The organism is Pseudomonas lundensis, assembly GCF_015377145.2.
GTDB classification, from domain to species: domain Bacteria; phylum Pseudomonadota; class Gammaproteobacteria; order Pseudomonadales; family Pseudomonadaceae; genus Aquipseudomonas; species Aquipseudomonas lundensis.
Genome location: NZ_CP062158.2, coordinates 205,710 through 223,870 on the forward strand (window position 1 = coordinate 205,710; position 18,161 = coordinate 223,870).

The 18,161-nt window shown below is 58.7% G+C and carries 17 protein-coding genes; 5 read left to right on the top strand and 12 right to left on the bottom strand.

The window, feature by feature from the left end; all coding sequences use genetic code 11:
- Positions 1 to 43 precede the first annotated feature (43 nt).
- Together IF654_RS01205 and IF654_RS01210 are read right to left on the bottom strand one after the other, a co-directional pair.
- Positions 44 to 709 (bottom strand): fumarylacetoacetate hydrolase family protein, encoded by a 666-nt coding sequence (locus IF654_RS01205; protein ID WP_047278618.1) that lies wholly within the window; start codon positions 707 to 709, stop codon positions 44 to 46.
- 134 nt (positions 710 to 843) lie between these two features.
- Positions 844 to 2,238, bottom strand: coding sequence for an FAD-binding oxidoreductase (locus IF654_RS01210; RefSeq protein ID WP_047278616.1), 1,395 nt, complete (start codon positions 2,236 to 2,238; stop codon positions 844 to 846).
- Positions 2,239 to 2,444: 206 nt separating this feature from the next.
- Between IF654_RS01210 and serA the strand changes: the two genes are divergently transcribed.
- Positions 2,445 to 3,674: a phosphoglycerate dehydrogenase gene (gene serA, locus IF654_RS01215; RefSeq protein WP_047278613.1), complete on the top strand. Its 1,230-nt coding sequence runs from the start codon at positions 2,445 to 2,447 to the stop codon at positions 3,672 to 3,674.
- A 55-nt stretch (positions 3,675 to 3,729) separates the two neighbouring features.
- On the opposite strand, the gene IF654_RS01220 is transcribed toward serA, so the two are convergent.
- From IF654_RS01220 to IF654_RS01255, 7 genes are all read right to left on the bottom strand, one after another.
- Positions 3,730 to 4,155, bottom strand: coding sequence for a DUF4399 domain-containing protein (locus IF654_RS01220; protein WP_047278611.1), 426 nt, complete (start codon positions 4,153 to 4,155; stop codon positions 3,730 to 3,732).
- A 164-nt stretch (positions 4,156 to 4,319) separates the two neighbouring features.
- A complete protein-coding gene (locus IF654_RS01225) occupies positions 4,320 to 4,493 on the bottom strand; it encodes a hypothetical protein (protein ID WP_194862830.1) in 174 nt (57 codons plus the stop codon).
- A gap of 327 nt (positions 4,494 to 4,820) precedes the next feature.
- On the bottom strand, positions 4,821 to 5,213 hold the full coding sequence (locus IF654_RS01230) for a hypothetical protein (protein ID WP_230683748.1): 393 nt from the start codon (positions 5,211 to 5,213) through the stop codon (positions 4,821 to 4,823).
- Positions 5,194 to 6,264: a polymorphic toxin type 44 domain-containing protein gene (locus IF654_RS01235; RefSeq protein ID WP_230683749.1), complete on the bottom strand. Its 1,071-nt coding sequence runs from the start codon at positions 6,262 to 6,264 to the stop codon at positions 5,194 to 5,196. Before IF654_RS01235 ends, IF654_RS01230 begins: the two co-directional genes overlap by 20 nt.
- 453 nt (positions 6,265 to 6,717) lie before the next feature.
- On the bottom strand, positions 6,718 to 7,986 hold the full coding sequence (locus tag IF654_RS01245) for a c-type cytochrome (protein ID WP_047283272.1): 1,269 nt from the start codon (positions 7,984 to 7,986) through the stop codon (positions 6,718 to 6,720).
- A 12-nt stretch (positions 7,987 to 7,998) separates the two neighbouring features.
- Positions 7,999 to 9,780, bottom strand: coding sequence for a GMC family oxidoreductase (locus tag IF654_RS01250; protein ID WP_162493706.1), 1,782 nt, complete (start codon positions 9,778 to 9,780; stop codon positions 7,999 to 8,001).
- Positions 9,781 to 9,782: 2 nt separating this feature from the next.
- Positions 9,783 to 10,532, bottom strand: a complete 750-nt coding sequence (locus IF654_RS01255) for a gluconate 2-dehydrogenase subunit 3 family protein (RefSeq protein WP_094987305.1) — start codon at positions 10,530 to 10,532, stop codon at positions 9,783 to 9,785.
- A gap of 302 nt (positions 10,533 to 10,834) precedes the next feature.
- On the opposite strand from IF654_RS01255, the gene IF654_RS01260 reads away from it, so the two are divergent.
- The gene (locus tag IF654_RS01260) at positions 10,835 to 11,476 is read left to right on the top strand and encodes a dual specificity protein phosphatase family protein (RefSeq protein WP_094987304.1); all 642 of its coding nucleotides are present in this window, start codon (positions 10,835 to 10,837) and stop codon (positions 11,474 to 11,476) included.
- On the opposite strand, the gene IF654_RS01265 is transcribed toward IF654_RS01260, so the two are convergent.
- Entirely contained in the window at positions 11,473 to 12,528 is a 1,056-nt protein-coding gene (locus tag IF654_RS01265) for an aminopeptidase (RefSeq protein WP_047278601.1), read from the bottom strand. The genes IF654_RS01260 and IF654_RS01265 overlap by 4 nt on opposite strands.
- Before the next feature lie 109 nt (positions 12,529 to 12,637).
- On the opposite strand from IF654_RS01265, the gene IF654_RS01270 reads away from it, so the two are divergent.
- On the top strand, positions 12,638 to 13,057 hold the full coding sequence (locus IF654_RS01270; protein WP_047278598.1) for a PA0061/PA0062 family lipoprotein: 420 nt from the start codon (positions 12,638 to 12,640) through the stop codon (positions 13,055 to 13,057).
- A 3-nt stretch (positions 13,058 to 13,060) separates the two neighbouring features.
- Here the strand turns inward: IF654_RS01270 and IF654_RS01275 are convergent, their stop codons facing one another.
- Both IF654_RS01275 and IF654_RS01280 read right to left on the bottom strand, forming a co-directional pair.
- Positions 13,061 to 13,294, bottom strand: a complete 234-nt coding sequence (locus IF654_RS01275) for a DUF1161 domain-containing protein (RefSeq protein ID WP_047278597.1) — start codon at positions 13,292 to 13,294, stop codon at positions 13,061 to 13,063.
- A gap of 170 nt (positions 13,295 to 13,464) precedes the next feature.
- Positions 13,465 to 13,896 (bottom strand): OsmC family protein, encoded by a 432-nt coding sequence (locus tag IF654_RS01280; RefSeq protein WP_094987303.1) that lies wholly within the window; start codon positions 13,894 to 13,896, stop codon positions 13,465 to 13,467.
- A gap of 216 nt (positions 13,897 to 14,112) precedes the next feature.
- Here IF654_RS01280 and IF654_RS01285 point away from each other — a divergent pair, with 216 nt between their 5' ends.
- The gene (locus tag IF654_RS01285) at positions 14,113 to 15,117 is read left to right on the top strand and encodes an LLM class flavin-dependent oxidoreductase (protein WP_047278592.1); all 1,005 of its coding nucleotides are present in this window, start codon (positions 14,113 to 14,115) and stop codon (positions 15,115 to 15,117) included.
- Positions 15,118 to 15,207: 90 nt separating this feature from the next.
- Positions 15,208 to 18,132 (top strand): RHS repeat-associated core domain-containing protein, encoded by a 2,925-nt coding sequence (locus IF654_RS01290; RefSeq protein ID WP_194862829.1) that lies wholly within the window; start codon positions 15,208 to 15,210, stop codon positions 18,130 to 18,132.
- Positions 18,133 to 18,161 lie beyond the last annotated feature (29 nt).

Below are 18,161 nucleotides of genomic sequence, written 5' to 3' on the forward strand. Positions count from 1 at the left end.
CTGAGCAGGGGCGCTGATGGGCCAGGAGGCTTATGACCCTGACTCAGTTCACGCGGCTTTCGAAGCGGCTGGCGCCTGGCAGTTCCAGCACGATCTCATCCCCGACATTCAACGGACCTACCCCAACCGGCGTGCCGGTCATGATGACGTCGCCCGCTTGCAGCGAGAAGCACGAGGCCATGTGCTGAATCATCGGCACAATCGGGTTGAGCATCAGGGCGCTGTTGCCGTCCTGGCGGACTTCGCCGTTGATGGTCAGGCGAATGCCAATGTCAGCCAGATCCTTGAACGCGCTGCTTTGTACGAACGGGGCCAGCACGCAGGCGCCGTCGAATGATTTGGCGATCTCCCAGGGCAGGCCTTTGCTTTTCAGCTCGGCCTGTTTGTCGCGCAGGGTCAGGTCCAGGCCCGGAGCAAAACCGGAGAGGGCGTCCAGCACCTCTTCAGGGCTCGGGTGGTTGGACAGCGGCTTGCCGATCAGCACAGCGATCTCGGCCTCGTAATGCACGGAGCCGCGCTCGGTCGGGATAGTGAAGCCACCTTGCAGTGGCACCACGCAACTGCCGGGCTTGATGAACAACAAGGGTTCAGTCGGGATCGGGTTATCCAGCTCTTTGGCGTGCTCGGCGTAATTACGCCCGATGCACACCACTTTTCCGATTGGAAAGTGAATCCTCGTACCGTCGACATATTGGTGCTGATAGCTCATTGACCGACTCCGCTGGTGGGTTCGCTGAAAGCGTCGATGCCGATGTTGCCCCTGAAGGCCCAATGCACGCGGCCTTCAGTGAAACAGGTGGGTGAACCACCGCCCGGCAACGACGACCGCTGTGGTGTCGCTGATTAAATCGCGAAAATCTTGCCCGGGTTCATGATGCCGTTGGGGTCGAAGGCAGCCTTGATGGCCTTCATGTACTCGATTTCCACCGGCGAGCGGCTGTACGTCAGGTAATCACGCTTGGTCATGCCCACGCCGTGCTCGGCCGAGATCGAACCGTTGTACTTCTCGACGGTTTCAAACACCCACTTGTTGACGGTCGCGCACTTGGCGAAGAACTCGTCCTTGCTCAGGTTTTCAGGCTTGAGGATGTTCAAGTGCAGGTTGCCGTCGCCAATGTGGCCGAACCAGACAATTTCGAAGTCCGGGTAGTGTTCGCCGACGATAGCGTCAATTTCTTTCAAGAACGCCGGGACTTTTGAAACCGTGACCGAGATGTCGTTTTTGTACGGTGTCCAGTGGGAAATGGTCTCGGAGATGTACTCGCGCAGTTTCCACAGGTTTTGCAACTGGGTTTCGCTCTGGCTCATCACGCCGTCCAGCACCCAGCCTTGTTCCATGCAGTGCTCGAAGGTTTCCAGCGCGGCATTGGCCACTTCTTCGGTGGTCGCTTCGAATTCCAGCAGCGCGTAGAACGGGCACTCGGTGTCAAAAGCTGCAGGCACATCGCCACGCGCCATGACCTTGGCCAGAGCCTTGTCAGAGAAGAACTCGAATGCTGTCAGGTCCAGCTTGCTCTGGAAGGCATGCAGCACGGGCATGATCGAATCGAAGTCGGCCGTACCCAGCACCATCGCGGTCAGGTTCTTAGGCGCACGGTCCAGGCGCATGGTGGCTTCGACCACAAAGCCCAGCGTGCCTTCGGCACCGATGAACAGCTGGCGCATGTCATAACCGGTGGCGTTTTTGATCAGGTCTTTGTTCAGTTCGAGTATGTCGCCCTTGCCGGTGACCACTTTCATGCCCGCGACCCAATTGCGGGTCATGCCGTAGCGAATCACCTTGATCCCGCCGGCATTGGTGCCGATATTGCCACCAATCTGGCTGGAACCTGCCGAGGCGAAGTCCACCGGGTAATACAGACCGTGTTCTTCAGCGAGGTTCTGCAAGTGCTCAGTGACCACGCCCGGCTGGCACACCACGGTGCGGTCGGTCAGGTTGATATCCAGCACCTGGTTCATATAGTCGAAGGACACCACCACTTCGCCATTGGCCGCCACGGCTGCGGCCGACAAACCGGTACGGCCGCCCGACGGCACCAGCGCGACGTGATGGGCGTTGGCCCACAGCACGATGGCCTGCACCTGTTCAGTGGTTTTCGGGAACACGATGGCCAGCGGCGCGGGGGCGAAATGCTTGGTCCAGTCCTTGCCATAAGCATTGAGGGAATCGGCGTCGGTGAGAACCTTGCCAGGCTCTACCAGGGTCTTTAGCTCATCAATCAAGGCAGGATGGGTCATCAACAGAACTCTCGAACAATTCATGGTCATCCTGAGAACGCTTCACGTCGCAGGAATGGGTGTTTAGCGGGGCGCTTATGCTAGCATACGGCCCCCCCGTAGAATCGAGCCGTAGGACGATTCTCGGTGCCGGTCTTCACGCCGGCCAGGTCAGCTCAGGCTGTCCACTTCCCTGCCATTTTTCTCTGGGACACAGGTTTACGCAGATGAGCAAGACTTCTCTCGATAAGAGCAAGATCAAGTTCCTTCTTCTGGAAGGCGTCCACCAATCCGCTGTTGATGTTCTCAAGTCCGCCGGGTACACCAGCATTGAGTACATCACCAGTTCCTTGCCTGAAGATCAGCTGAAGGAAAAGATCGCTGATGCCCATTTCATCGGCATCCGTTCTCGCACTCAACTGACCGAAGAAGTGTTCGATTGCGCCAAGAAGTTGGTGGCTGTTGGCTGTTTCTGCATCGGTACCAACCAGGTCGACCTCAACGCTGCTCGCGAACGCGGTATCGCTGTTTTCAACGCCCCTTACTCCAACACCCGTTCGGTGGCCGAGTTGGTGTTGGCTGAAGCGATCCTGTTGCTGCGTGGCATCCCTGAGAAAAACGCTTCCTGCCATCGTGGTGGTTGGATCAAAAGCGCTGCCAACTCCTTCGAAATTCGCGGCAAAAAGCTGGGTATCGTCGGTTATGGTTCGATCGGCACACAGCTGTCGGTACTGGCTGAAGGCTTGGGCATGCAGGTGTTCTTCTACGACACCGTGACCAAGCTGCCGTTGGGTAACGCCACGCAAGTGGGCAACCTGCACGAACTGCTGGGCATGTCCGACATCGTGACCCTGCACGTGCCTGAAACCGCCGCCACTCAGTGGATGATCGGTGAGAAAGAAATCCGCGCCATCAAAAAGGGCGGCATTCTGATCAACGCCGCACGTGGCACCGTGGTCGAGCTGGACGCCCTGGCTGACGCGATCAAGGACAAACACCTGATCGGCGCCGCCATCGACGTGTTCCCGGTCGAGCCGCGTTCCAACGACGAAGAGTTCGAAAGCCCGCTGCGTGGTCTGGACAACGTGATCCTGACCCCGCACATCGGCGGTTCTACCGCTGAAGCGCAAGCCAACATCGGTCTGGAAGTGGCAGAGAAGCTGGTCAAGTACAGCGACAACGGTACGTCGGTGTCTTCCGTCAACTTCCCCGAAGTGGCATTGCCGGCTCACCCGGGCAAGCACCGTTTGCTGCACATCCACCAGAACATTCCCGGTGTGATGAGCGAGATCAACAAGGTCTTTGCAGAAAACGGCATCAACATTTCCGGCCAGTTCCTGCAAACCAACGAGAAAGTTGGCTACGTGGTGATCGACGTCGACGCCGAGTCCTCGGACCTGGCGCAAGAGAAGCTGCAAAGCATCACCGGCACCATCCGTTGCCGCGTACTGTTCTAAGTCGCGCTACTAAAAAGGAGACCTTCGGGTCTCCTTTTTTGTGCCGCCCGTAAAGTTACTTCACGTTGACCGTGATCTTCTTCGACACGATCACCGGTTCGAAGGTCATGTGGTTCTTGTCTGCCAACTCCAGCTGCAAGGTGTGCTTGCCGGGCGCGAGGGTGACTTCAGCTTCAGTCTGCGCCTTGCCGAAATGCACGTGGTTGGCGTCTGCCGGGATCACTTGGCCCGCAGCAATGGGCTGGTCAACGTCGATCAGCAGGTGATGATGGCCGGTGTTCGGCGTCTGGTCGCCAGCAGGTGCCAGTTGGATGCCTTCAACGCCGAATTTGACCGTAAAGGTTTTATCCACTGTGGCGCCGTCAGCCGGGGAAATGATCGAAACTTTTGCGCCTTCGGGTGCCGGGGTGGCCGCCATGGCCATGACCGAAGCGCCCATCAGAACTGAAGCCAGTGCAGCGCGAGACAGTAAACTTTTCATTTTTTTCTCCGTTTTTCACAAAATTCATGGGGTTAAGACAACGTCCAGTCGCAGTGCTGTCCAACCCGCAGCGGACCAACATAAAGCAAAGCGAACCTTTATTGCGAATCGCTTGCATCCTGCTCAACCCAGTGACCCTGCGCTTTCTGCCAGGCCTGTTGCTGTTATTGCCACGGATAAGCCCTTTGGCTCACGCCGCGTTGATCGATGACGTTAGCCACCGATGCGAATCGCACACCGCCCTCGACGCAGACACGCCGCCCTGAATCTACAGGCACGCCGGGCACCCGACCGGGTTTGAGGTTGAGCCGGGCCAACGGTTGGCGCAAGCGCAGCATGCAGGCCTCAACCCTGATCACGAACGGCAACGAGTTGCTGTCAGGGATTGAAAGCGGGACATACGATGTTGCAATCAATCATAGTGGTTAGACCTGCAGTGGCCGCCATTTGATCAATTAGCTTTTGCTGGAACGCCTCAACTGCTCTTGCCCCTGCTGATACGGGCTGAAGGTTGGCGGGTTCGTTGAGAACAGTGGCGGTCAGAAGGGGCTGGAAAACGTGAAGGAAGATCGATCGCCAACGCCGTTTATTGACGTTAGAGCGGGTGCGTATAGATCGGATACTGCGTCATCACGTCATACGAAAGACCAGGTTCTCGGCGTGTTCTATTTGGGCAGTGGCCCGCATGCTTCAATGAGCTTGCCATCCGTTCGGCTATCGATAGCCCCCTTTTCCCCGATATAGACATCGGTCTTCGGCCACTTCGGTTTAACCCGGATGCAGTGCGATTTCCCCCCGTTGTTCCAATCGAACTCCATAAAAAATTGGCTGTTCGGGAAGATGTGTCCTGCGCCACCCGTGGTTTGACCCGGGTAGATCTCACCTTTTGAGAGGTCGTGCTGAACATTCAAAATGTAACCGAGACGCCCCTGTCCCTTGTCTGAGAAATGGAAGCTTACTTGGGGTGTGGCGACATACCAAAAGATGAGGGGGGCGAGTAATAGCGCCATCACCCACCGCCGGAAATGCCGTTTCGGTTTATTTGCAGACGTGTTCACGTATGCCATCTCCCCAGCTCGAACGTGGTAAAGCTAAAACTTCGTCCATTAGCATCTTTGCCGTAATCCCGCCGTAAGGGCGCTTCTTGTGCAGGTTGACACCAATGCTGATAGAGACTCGGTCGCCGATGTCATCCCAAGCTCGCATTCCTTCAATGTTGGCTGAGCGGTGAGGCCCTTTTCGTTCGTCCCACTTCTGAGCTTTTCGAATAGCATCTGATGCAATCTGTTCAAGCCCAGCGCCGTCCAGAAGAGCACTTTCTGAAAGACCACCAACGCGCCCTACGTAGCCATAGTGGATGTTGGACCAGATGTCGTAGAAGTAGTCAACGTCGCCTTGCTTCTGCCAAGGCCCGCCGAACTGCTGTCCAATTGTCACCTTGTGATCCCATGGCCTATGTTGACCAACCCGCTCAGCCCACAGGGCCATCGCAACAGCAGTGTTACCACGCTCTATTGCCTGGAAATCAGGTGGGGAAAGTCGTGCATACCAGGGGAGCTTTTGAAACAGGGCATTTTTCGCTGTCGCGTCAAAGCTGGTTAGCTTCTTCATTTTCAATACGGATGGGTGTGTGATGTTGCGGTTCATCTCTTCGGCGATATAGATGGCCACCTGCTCCAACATGTCTGGGTGATTACAAGTAACTTGCTCCGGCGTTTTGTCTAATAAGGTGCGGGTTACGCTTGCTTGACCTGAAGTTGCCGTGTGGCTAGTTAAGGCAGGCGTTGATGGCTGATTAACTGCCGTAGTGGTTCGTGCTGTAGGACGTACCTGATTTTGATAGGTGGCCATATAGGCCGAAGGAATCAGTTGGGCTCTGCAGGGGCAATCGCTGAGGCTATCGAGCGTGCCGGCCATAAGCCTGCCATGGCTTTCCATGTGCGAAATGCCGCCGACGATCCGATAAGTTTTACCGTCCTTGCCACAAGTGACCCGATCGCCTGCGCAAGCATGAAGAAGTCCAAAGATGTTGACTCTGTCATCACCATCCAACACTTCCCCGCCGCAGGTAGTTTTGTCGCCCAGACCAATGAAATAACCATGAGTCATTGATTTTTCTCCATTTCACCTAGCCTAAGCCAAGCTGACTCCGCCCTTTAATTAACCGTCAGTTTCGACATCATTTGAACAGCGTGGCACTGAGCAGCCATCAGGCAGCGCCACGCCTTAGGATCCACTCGATAGGTGGGAGAAGTCTTCTGCCCTATGCACGCCTTAATGTCGGATGGCAATAAGTGAGAAGATCTAATGCGTAGGCAGCACATTGGAGCGACGATCATTGGACGTAAATAGGACTTTTCCCAAAGGCTCTCATTTCTAAGGGATTGGTTGATCAGCTAGACATTATCAGCGCGCGATTAATCGCAGGCATGCCCACGCCGAACGGGCTTAGATGGCATCCGGGGCGAAGGCCGGTGGGCCGCTCTGGCACAGAGAGGGCAGGTGGCCGAGAGACAGGCGCCCTGCGGCCGCTGCTCGGCAGCGGCCGTGGCGCCCGATACATCATGGGTGTGTGGATGAGTCGCGCATGCTTTTCACATCAGACGCGTTGACGTCCGCCCCTCTGTTGCCCCAACTAGTGCGGATGAAATTGACCACATCGGCCACTTCCTGATCCGACAAGCGCCAGTCGAAGGCGGGCATGGTGAAGGTCGACGGCGCGGTGTGTGTCGCCGGGAGTGTCCCGCCCTTGAGCACGATATGGATCAACGAGGTCGGGTCTTCGGACTGCAACACCGGGTTGCCCGCCAGCGCCGGGAACACGCGGGTATAGCCATGACCATCGGTGCGATGGCACGCGGCGCAGTTGTCGATGTAGACCGCCGCACCGCGTTTGCTGTCGTCGCCGTTCCACAGTGCGTCGGCCACGGCCGGGTCGTACTGGTGGGGTTTATCGGTTGAATCCACCGCAGGCAAAGACTTCAAGTAACGTGCGATTGCCGTCAGGTCGGCATCAGACATGTACTGCATGCTGTGAACGATCACGTCACTCATCCCGCCAAACACCGCACTGCGATCACTGCGCCCGGTTTTCAGGAACTGCACCAACTGCGTTTCGTCCCAGCTGCCAAGGCCGTCCTTGTGGTCGCCGCGCAGGTTTTTGGCGATCCAGCCTTCCAGCGGCGCACTGCCCGAGAGGAAGGTGCTGCCGTCTGTGGCGCTCAATGCTTTTTCCTGCATGGTCAGGGCGCGCGGGGTGTGGCATGCGCCGCAGTGGCCCAGGCCTTCCACCAGGTACGCGCCACGGCTGAGCACCGGATCTTGGCCCGCGACGGGGGTGAAATCGTGCACGGCGGGCGCAAAGGTCCAGCGCCACATGGCCAGCGGCCAGCGCATGCTCATGGGCCACGGGATATCCACCGGTTTGTTCGCGTGCTTGACGGGCGCCACGCCTTTCATGAAGTAGGCATACAACGCGTGCATGTCTGCCTGATTCACCCGGGCGTAGGACGGGTAGGGCATCGCCGGGTACAGGGTACTGCCGTTTTGCGCAATGCCATGGCGCACGGCGTTGTCGAAATCCTCAAAGCTGTAATCGCCGATGCCGCTTTTGTCTGGCGTGATGTTGGTCGAGTAGATCGTGCCAATCGGGGTTTCCATCGGCAGGCCGCCCGCGAACGGCTTGCCGTCCTTGGCGGTATGGCAGGCCACGCAGTCCCCGGCGCGCGCCAGATACTCGCCCTGCCGGATCAAGGCCTGCGGATCTGCCCCGGCGGCCATGGCCGAGACGCTGCCCAGCAGCCCGAAGGTTGCGATAACAAGTGCTTTCATGGTCATCGCTCCTTATGCCTGAACCAGCGGGCCGGGGTTTTTCAGGTACTGCTCGCGAATGGCCCGCGCCGACCAGTAGGTCAGTGCCGCTACCAGCCCGGTCGGGTTGTAGCCCAAGCCCTGCGGGAAGGCTGACGCGCCCGGTACGAACACGTTATGCACATCCCAGCTCTGCAAATAGCGGTTCAGCGCACTGGTTTTCGGGTCGGTGCCCATGATCGCGCCACCGTTAAGGTGGGTGGTCTGATAGGACGCCGTGTTGAAGTGGTCACCGACTTTTTTGCCCAGCAGGGCGATGGCCTTCGGGTTCATTGCCTGGGCGATCTTGCCCATTTTTTCCATCATGAAACGGTTCATCTTGATGTCGTTTTCTTGCCAGTCGAATGTCATACGCAGCAAGGGCTGGCCGTAGGCATCGCGATAAACCGGGTCGAGATCCAGATAGTTGCCACGGTAAGACTGATGCGCACCGTGAGCATCCATGGACACTTGGTGGGTGTAGTAATCGGCGGTGGCTTTCTTCCACGCGCTGCCCCACGCCGGGGTGCCCGGCGGGTTGGACGTGCCGGCAATCGGACGGCTCCCGGCCTGGTTGACCCACATGGGGGAGCCACCCACGAAACCGTGCGGCCCGTGATCGAAGTTGTCGGCGTTGAAGTCATCAATCGCCACGCCATTGCCGCCCGCACCGATGAAGTTGTTGGTGTGCACGTCTTTGTCGAAGTACGCCTTGATGGTGCCCATGTTCTGGTAGGCAAAGTTACGACCCACCACACCTTCATTGGTGATCGGGTCGTAAGGTTTGCCGATGCCCGAGAGCAGCATCAAACGCACGTTGTGGAACTGGAACGCGCCCAGAATCACCAGGTCGGCGGGCTGTTCGATTTCGCGGCCCAGGGCGTCGATGTAGGTAACGCCCGTGGCTTTGGTTTTGTCGCTGTCGAGGTTGACGCGAATCACGTGCGCGTTGGGGCGCAGTTCAAAGTTGGGCACCTGCTTGAGCGCGGGCAGGATGTTCACGTTGGGCGAGGCTTTGGAATACATGTAGCAGACATAGCCGCTGCAAAAGCCGCAGAAGTTGCACGGCCCCATCTGCGCGCCATAGGGGTTGGTGTACGGCCCCGAGGTGTTGGCTGAAGGCAGGTTGTAGGGTTTGTAGCCCACTTCATTGGCGGCTTTCTGAAACAGTTGTGCAGAAACGGTGTTTTTCTGCGATTCCAGCGGGAAGTGATTTGAGCGATCCGGCGCATACGGGTTGCCGCCCTTGCCTTCACCCACTAACTGCCCGTTGACGGTCCAGGCCTGTCCCGAGGTGCCGAAGACTTTTTCGGCGTAATCGAAAAACGGCTCCAGTTCTTCATAGCTCACGCCGAAGTCCTGGATGGTCATGTCCTTGGGGATGAAGTGTTTGCCGTAACGCTCTTCGTAATGGCTGCGCAGGCGCAGTTCGATCGGGTCGACACGGAAATGCACGCCTGACCAGTGCAAACCGGCACCGCCCACCCCGTTGCCGGGCAGGAAGGCACCCAACTGGCGGTTCGGCAGTGCGACGTCGTTCACGCTATGGCGGATGGTGACGGTTTCTTTCGACACATCCTGGAAGAGCTTTTTGCGCACGCTGTAGGTGAGTTCGTCGATGACCTGCGGGTAATTGCCATCCGGGTACGTGTCCTGCATCGGGCCGCGCTCAAGGGCTACCACGTTCAGTCCCGCTTCGGTCAGCTCCTTGGCCATGATCGCGCCTGTCCAGCCGAAACCTACAATCACGGCGTCCACTTTTTTCATAACGGTCATGCTCAGGCCCTCTCGCCGCGGATCGATACTGCCGGGAAGGGGTACTGCTCATTGCGTTCTACCCAGTCCATGAAGTCGGCGCGGGCGCCGGGGAAGCCGATCAGGGTCCAGCCGACCATGCCTTTATTGCCACCGTGAATCGGGTCGCAGAAGAACCCTTCCTTGGTGTTTTGCAGCAGCAAACTGAAGAACATCTTCGCCGGGACACTCTCCAATTGCGGGGTGCCTGCTTCCAGCTGCGAGAGCACGATGTCTCGGATAGCGCTGTCTAGCCCAGCAAATACAGAGCCGTAGACCTTTTTGCAGTGCTCGTCCGTGGCAGCAATGCCCAGGCGATAAATCTGATTGGGGACCAGTTTGCTCTGCCAGCCCATCTCGGCCGGGGCATCAGCATTGAACGGGCCTTGCATGAACCACAGCGCGCCGCTGGCGTAAGGCGTGTTCATCTGGCGGTCGATGTATTCCGGTACACCGGCTTCCAGAGCGCCGGGGCCTTGTTCGTCGGCTGGAATCAAGCGCGCCACGGCGGCCTGCACAAATGCCCACTCTTGGGCGGTGAAGTAGGTGGGTTCGTACGCATTGCCGGCAGCCGGCGCGGGCGATCGCCCTTCGCGAGCCGCGGCGTTGGCATCGACGCTGGCCGAGGCCATCAGCACTGAGCCGCCAAGGCTGGTGCTGGCGACAGTCACCACGGGAATCAGGGTCAGGGTTTTGCGCAGAAACTCACGCCGCGGGTTGTCTTGTTCAGACATGAGGCACCTCATCAGGCATTCACGGATGACAGCTGCTCAGCGGCAGCTTTTCGTTTTGGCAGGCGGCACGGGTCGGCTTCGACCGGGAAAAAGAACGCGCAGGCAAACATTGGTTACAAATTCTAACAGGCCAATGACCTAGGTGAATCGTTTCATGCGTAATTTTGCCGCACCCCTCGGCAATTAAATCGGGGCAATTGCGGGCTTCACGTTTTTTTGACAAGCGGCTCACAGCGTTTTTATTGCGGCTGATCCACCCTCGCCCCACATTTTCTGATCTTTATAAAAACGGTCGAACTGATATGGCGAAACATCGGATTCTCCCTGCGCTGTGCCTGATATTCCTGACGCTGGCGGCGCTGCCACAGGCGCAGGCGGATGAACATCCTGCGTCTCGCCCTGCGCAATGGGCCCAGCCTGTTGCCACGCAATACAACCTGTATCAAATGTCGCCCACGCTCTACCGCAGCGCCTTGCCAGACAGCCATGCGCAGCCGCTGCTGGCAACGTTGCAGATTGCGACGGTGATCAATTTTCTGCCCGAGGCCGACAGCACGTGGCTGAAAACCCCCGGCGTGACTCAGGTGCAGCTACCGTATCGCACCAATCACGTGGACGACCAGGACGTACTGGCTGCGCTGCGCGCCATTCAGACGGCACAAGCGCGCGGGCCGGTCTTGATGCATTGCAAGCATGGCGCCGACCGCACCGGGCTGATGTCAGCCATGTACCGCGTGGTGGTTCAGGGCTGGAGCAAAGAAGAGGCTCTTACAGAAATGACCCAAGGCGGCTTCGGTGAAAATGCGCATTACAAGGATGGCGCGAAATACCTGATGAACGCAGACATACCGGCCTTGCGTGCAGCCTTGAGCAGTGGCGCGTGCAGCACGAGTGCATTTGCATCGTGTGTGGTGATGAACTGGCTGAAGCCGGGCAAGGCTTAAGCCGCAGCGTGTGCGGCCAGTTGGCGTAAGGCGGTTTTGCGCGCCGGCAGCGGCAATTTCGCGAGGTGTTCCACGGCGGCATAAAACGTCTGCCAGTCGTTGCCGCTTTGCTGGAACAACGCCGCGAACGCGGGCACCCATTGATCGTAGAGCCCGAACGGTAGCAGTTTGGCGTTGTTCATCGGGCTGTTGATCCAAGGGTCAAAACGCGTATTGGCGGCCCAGTGTTGATCGCGCAATAGGCGGTATTGATCGCGCATGCGCTCAAACGTTTGGGCTTTGCGCTGGCGCAGAGTGTCGGCCGGTAACTCTTGCGCGTAGAGGGTTTGCAACGCTTGGCGCGTTTGCAGCACCAAGCCGATAAATTGCTCGCGTTGTTGAGTGGCGCGTGGATCGGGGGGCGGTAAGCCTTGGTGGGCACGCCACTGACGCGTGCCTTCCTGTTCGACGAAGTTCGCGAAGGATTCGTTGAATTCTGTGTCGTCTTTGACGTAAACACGCTGGTGAGCCAGTTCGTGAAAAATCACGCTGGCGAGCCGCTCGTCACCCCAGTTCAGCATGGTATTGAGGATCGGATCGTCGAACCAGCCCAAGGTTGAATAGGCTTCCACGCCACTGACAAAGACATCCCGGTGTTGCTCGCGTTGTAAGGCCGCCTCGCCCCGCGCGCCTGCCAATGAGTAGTAGCCGCGGTAGGCAACGCACCCGGCAATCGGGAAGCAATGGGTGATGGGGTCGAGTGAAAATTCCGGGGTCGCAAACACGTTCCACACCACGTAAGGGCGTTTGAGGTCGGCGTACAGGCGATAGCTGGCGTTGTCAGGCAGTAGCAGATGCTGGCTGGCGAAGGTGCGCGCCGCCTGAGCATGGGCGAGCTGTTTGCGCAGGGTTGCGGGGCGTTGGGGGTCGTTGATGACGCGATCGATCGGCTCGCGGGCTTTTAGCAGGTGCAACTGCCCGCTGGCCAGTTGTGAGTAATAGTTCACGCTGGAACAGCCACTGAGCAGGGTCAGTGCAGCCAGCACCCATAAACAACAAGCCCTGGGCGTCATCGGGTAATCCAGTCAAAGAGTGCGGCAAGCCTAGCTGTTAAGAGGGTGGGTGCGCCACAGTCGTGGTGAAGGCGCTATGCTGGCACTTCACACTGCCAAGGAAACGAGCATGCGAACTTTTACCGGGTTGGCGCTAGCGTGTCTGCTGCTGAGTGCGTGTGCCAGCACGCCCTTGCCTGTGCACAACCCCGCCATGGCGTGGGTCGATCTTGAGACGCAAACCGGCAAGCTGGTGATGGCGGAACGGCTGGATAACCAGCGCACGGCCGATGGCCGCTATTTTCAGGTGACGCCGGGCAGCCATGAACTCATGGTGCGATTCGACTATGAGGTGTTTATCGGGGGCATGAGCCAGTTCAGCAACCCGCAGGAACGGCTGTGCTACCTGACGCTCAATTACGCCGATTTTCAGCCCGGTCAGCGTTATCGGTTGCAGGCACGCTCCCTGGGCTTCAACGCCTATGCCCGGCTGTTTAACGCCGAGGGCAAGGTGGTGGCCGAGGAGCGGCTGGTCAACTGTATTCCGTAGCGATCAGTTGTCGTTCTTCTGGTAGATGATCTTTTTCGTGCCGTTTTCGCACGTGCCTACCACCATGTTCTGGTCTTGGACTTCATCGTTAGTCACGATTTCCAAGGTGTAGGACGACACGTTATTAGCCTGAATCTTGGCCTCGATTTCAGCCTTGAGTTCTTCACACGGCTTGGGCGCGGCCAACACAGTGGTCGCCATGGCGCAGCAGATAACAGCTAAAGCGAAACGTTTCATGGTGAGACTCCCTTGATTGCGATGCGCAAAGTCATGCATTGACGCACGCGGGGATGATTCGATCACATTCGGCGTCAATCCAGACTGATCCAGGGCAAACACACGGGGATCGCCAAGACCGCCCTGGCCTGCTCAAGGGTGAGCGGGCCAGGGCGCGGTGCCGTGCTTGATCAGCCCAGCAACGTGGCGTCGAGGGTGATCTTGGCATTGAGAACCTTCGACACCGGGCAGCCTTCTTTGGCCTTGGTGGTCAATTCGTCGAATGTCTGCTGGGTGGCGCCCGGCACTTTGGCCTTGAGCACCAAGTGCACGGCGGTGATCGCGAAACCGTCGTCTTGTTTATCCAGCGTCACTTCTGCGGTGGTGTCGATGCTCTCGGCGGTGAGCCCTGCTTCACCGAGGATCATCGACAGGGCCATCGAGAAGCAGCCAGCGTGTGCGGCACCGATCAGTTCTTCGGGGTTGGTGCCTTTGCCGCCTTCGAATCGTGCCTTGAAGCCGTAAGGCGCTTCGCGCAGTACGCCGGTTTCAGTGGAGATGGAGCCGATGCCGGTTTTAAGATCGCCTGCCCAATGAGCCGATGCTGTCTTTTTAATACTCATGCGTGCCTCCTGAAGAACGGCGTGAAGGTTTCACGCCTTGTGTGGAGTTGTGAGGGTAGTCGGCCGAGTAAAGTTCATCCTGTCGGACCAATCGTCTTTTTTAGTAGCTCATTTCGTAGCCTGCTATTGAAACTCGGGTATATGCCCATATTGCAAAGAGCACTGGCAGGTTTTGGCGAGCGTCTGAGCCTGCGTCCCATTAGGAGTAGCCGGCTGATGACACACCTGTCCGATATCAAGTTCTCAACCCTCGATCTGGTGCCCGTGCGTGAAGGCGGCAGCGCTGCCCAATCGCTGCACAATTCGCTGGATTTGGCGCAGCACGTGGAGAAGTTTGGCTATCACCGCTTTTGGGTTGCTGAACACCACAACATGGACGGCATCGCCAGTTCCGCGACCGCGGTGCTGATCGGTTATCTGGCGGGCGGTACATCGACCATTCGCGTGGGCTCTGGCGGTGTGATGCTGCCCAACCATGCGCCGCTGGTGATTGCCGAGCAGTTCGGCACCCTTGAAAGCCTCTACCCCGGGCGCATTGATCTGGGGCTCGGCCGTGCGCCGGGTTCGGATCAGATGACCGCGCGTGCGTTGCGACGCGAACGTTCCGGCAGCGCCGATGATTTCCCAGAGGATGTGGCCGAGCTGATGCGCTACTTGGGCCCGCGTACGCCGGATCAGCGCGTGATTGCCATGCCCGGGACCGGCACCCAAGTGCCTGTGTGGCTGCTCGGTTCGAGCTTGTTCAGTGCCCAATTGGCGGGTGAACGCGGCTTGCCTTACGCCTTCGCCTCCCATTTCGCACCCCGTTTGATGCATGAAGCCATTCGCGTCTACCGCAATCACTTCAAACCCTCGGCCGTACTCGACAAACCCTACGTGATGCTGGGCGTGCCGCTGGTGGCCGCCGATACCGACGAGCACGCCGAGTACCTGGCGACGTCCGTCTATCAGCGCATTCTGGCGTTGATGCGTGGGCAAAGTCTGGTGCAGCGAGCGCCGGTCAAGACCATGGACGGTGTGTGGTTGCCGCATGAGAAAGACGCGGTGATGAGCTTCCTCGGCCTGGCCATGGTCGGTAGCCCCGAGAAGATCCGCGCCAAACTCGAGGTATTGGTCGAGCAAACGGGCGCTGATGAGCTGATGTTCACCTGCGACCTGTACGAACATGCTGACCGGATTCATTCCTATGAATTGCTGGCGCAGGTGATGACGCAACGCTGAGAGGCCCGTACGCCACAATAACTATCCACTACCTGACGGCCTGATCGGGCCGTCAGGCTGGCATGACCTTGTTTACCTGCGGTCATGCCCATGCCTTCCTCCCTGCACCACCACACGCCAAGCCTCGCCGCTTTTGACCCACGTGGCTTGAGTGTGCGCCGCGTGGCTTATCACCGAACCTCCTCCAGCGCACCGGCTCGGGCGCGCATCACCCGCCAGGTGTTTAGCGCGACGGGCGTGCTGCTGGAGCAGTGGGACCCGCGCTTGCATCGCCTGCGGGACCATTCGCCCGCGCCTCCCTCCAATCAAAGCACCCTGTACAGCCTCGGCGGCCAACGCCTCTTTAGCCGCAGCGTCGATGCGGGCAGCCGCTGGTGGTTGCGCGGAGCAGCGGGGCAGGTGCTCAGGCGCTGGGACTCAAGGGGTGGACAACAGCGGCAGGTGTTCGACCCATGGCTGCGACTGATCGCACGGCATGAGCGCGGCGCTGATGAACTGGCCGAACGTTGCGTCGAGGTGCTGACCTATGGAAGCTTCACGCCACAGGACCAGCTCGCCAACCGCTGTGGGCGGTTGGTGCGGCATGAAGATGCCTCGGGGTCTTTGCGTTATGAGCACTATTCGTTGACCGGGCAGGTGTTGAGCGAGCAGCGCAGGCTCTGTCAGTCACTGGACGCGGTGGACTGGCCGCAGGCGGTGGCTGAGCGGGATGCACGGTTGAAGCCTGAGGGGTTCACTACGGCCTGGCACTACGACGTGTTCGCCGCCGTCATCGGGCAAACCGATGCCAAAGGGCATTGCCAGCACAGTGTCTATGGCATCGACGGGCTGTTGCTCGAAAACGCCCTCACCCTCAACGGTGAGCGCCGCCAGGTGCTGATCGATCAACGCACCTACAACGCCAGTGGCCAGTTGGAGTCCGAACGCGCTTCAAACACTGTCATGACAGTGGCGCAGTACGCGCAGCCTGATGGACGTCTGGAGCGGTTGCAGGCTTACCGGGCTGGCGAGGCGAAGTCGCCGCTGCAAGACCTGAACTATGAATATGACCGGGTGGGCAATGTGATCCGGATCCGTGACAACGCGCAGCCGGTGCAGTGGTCGTTTAATGCCCAGGTCGATCCGGTCAGTACTTTTACTTACGACACGCTCTATCAGTTGGCCTCTGCAAGTGGTCGCGAAAACGCGAATAACAGCCCCTCCCCGGCTTTATCTGAGCTCAAGCTGTTTGGCGTGAAAGATGACACGGTCTGGCGCAACTACCGGCAAGTGTATGCCTACGACGAGGCGGGCAACCTGACCCAGTTACGCCATCACGTGAAGACCGGCAGCGGCTATCGACGGACCCTGGCGGTGGCCAGCACCAGCAATCACGGAGTACTGCATGACGACGAGGCCGTTACGCCTCAAACCCCTGGACTGGGCAGTGCGTTTGACCGCAACGGCAACCAACTGTCGCTGGGTCGAGGGCAGGCCCTTCAATGGAGCGTGAACAACCACCTGTTGAGCGTCACGCTGGTTCACCGCACCGATGCCCGCAACGACGAGGAGGCTTATACCTATGACGCGGCCGGACAACGGGTGCAGAAAGTGCGCACGACCCTGGCCGCAAGCAGGGTCCATACCCGTTCGGTTTTGTATTTGCCAGGGCTTGAGATCCGCGAAGACACGGCCACCGGCGAGCAACTCAATGTCATTACCGTTCAAACCGGCTTGAGCGGGGTCAGGGTGTTGCAATGGGACCGCAGCCGGATTAACACCGAGGCTGACACGCAGTTGCGTTTCAGCCTCGCAGACCTGTCGGGCAGCACGACGCTGGAGCTTGACGGGCACGGGCAGTTAATCACGCAGGAAAGCTACTACCCCTTTGGCGCCACGGCCTGGTGGGCGGCCCGGACGGCGTTGCAGGCCACGTATAAAACGGTGCGTTACTCGGGCAAGGAACAGGACGCCAGCGGGTTGTATTACTACGGATTTCGCTATTACGCGCCATGGTTGCAACGCTGGATCAACCCCGACCCCGCGGGCGCCGTGGACGGTTTGAACCGCTACGTCATGGTCGGTAACAACCCGGTTTCAAAACGTGATCGCATGGGCTTGAATGGCGCTTATTCGGATCTCAGGCCAAATCGTGTTCAGGCCTTGGAACGTTACGTTCAGGAGCATTTTCCGACGGTTTACCTTCAGCCCCTGGAGACATTCATCTTCCGGCATAGCCTTTCAGGCGGTGAGCATGCGGATGTCATCAACGCATTAAGCGCTGAAGGGTTCAGTTTCGAAGAAATGGCCCTGTACAACGCGTCCGTGAGCATCAGCGCCAACAGGCCAGCCAATATCATGCAGGGCTTGGGTCAGGTCTATATCGCGTCATCCAGTTACTTCAACGAAGCGGCCAGGTGGATGACCAATCCTCTTTTCAATCCGGCCCCTGGCGACTGGCGCGCAGCGGACATCGAGACGACCTACTCCGGCATGCAACCCGAAGGCGCTGTCACGTTTGATCCTGCCGAATCAGGCATGAGTGACGCGTTGAGTGTGACCCGCCAACGCGCGGTCGAGCTGTTCAATCTGCATATTCGCAGCAACCCCGGCGCCTCCGTGACGACGACCTACAGAGGCCAAAGGGTGAGCGATGTGGGGTTGAAAGCCCTGTCCGCACAAGCCAAAAAAGGGGACATTGTGCGCACCGAGCAATTCCTGTCTGTGAGCGACATGATGAGCGTAGCCAAGCGGTTTGCGCTGGGGTCCTACGACACACGTCGGGGGGCTCTGAACCCCGTGATGTTCACGGTCATAGGCAAACTTGCTATGTCCTTGCCATCACCGGTCAATGAGGCCGAAAGCGTTTACCCGCTGGAGTCGACTTTCACCATCAAGCCTGCGGGCTTCTCTCAGGCGCTTGTCAGAGCCTATGCCCCGTCTGCGACCCACTTTGTGCTGCAAGAGGTGCATGTGCCGCCATCAAAGCGTCAATCACTGCCCTTTATGACCGATCCCCACGGGCTCAGGTGGTAGCCTGCGCCCTCACTGCCTGAACCCTGGGA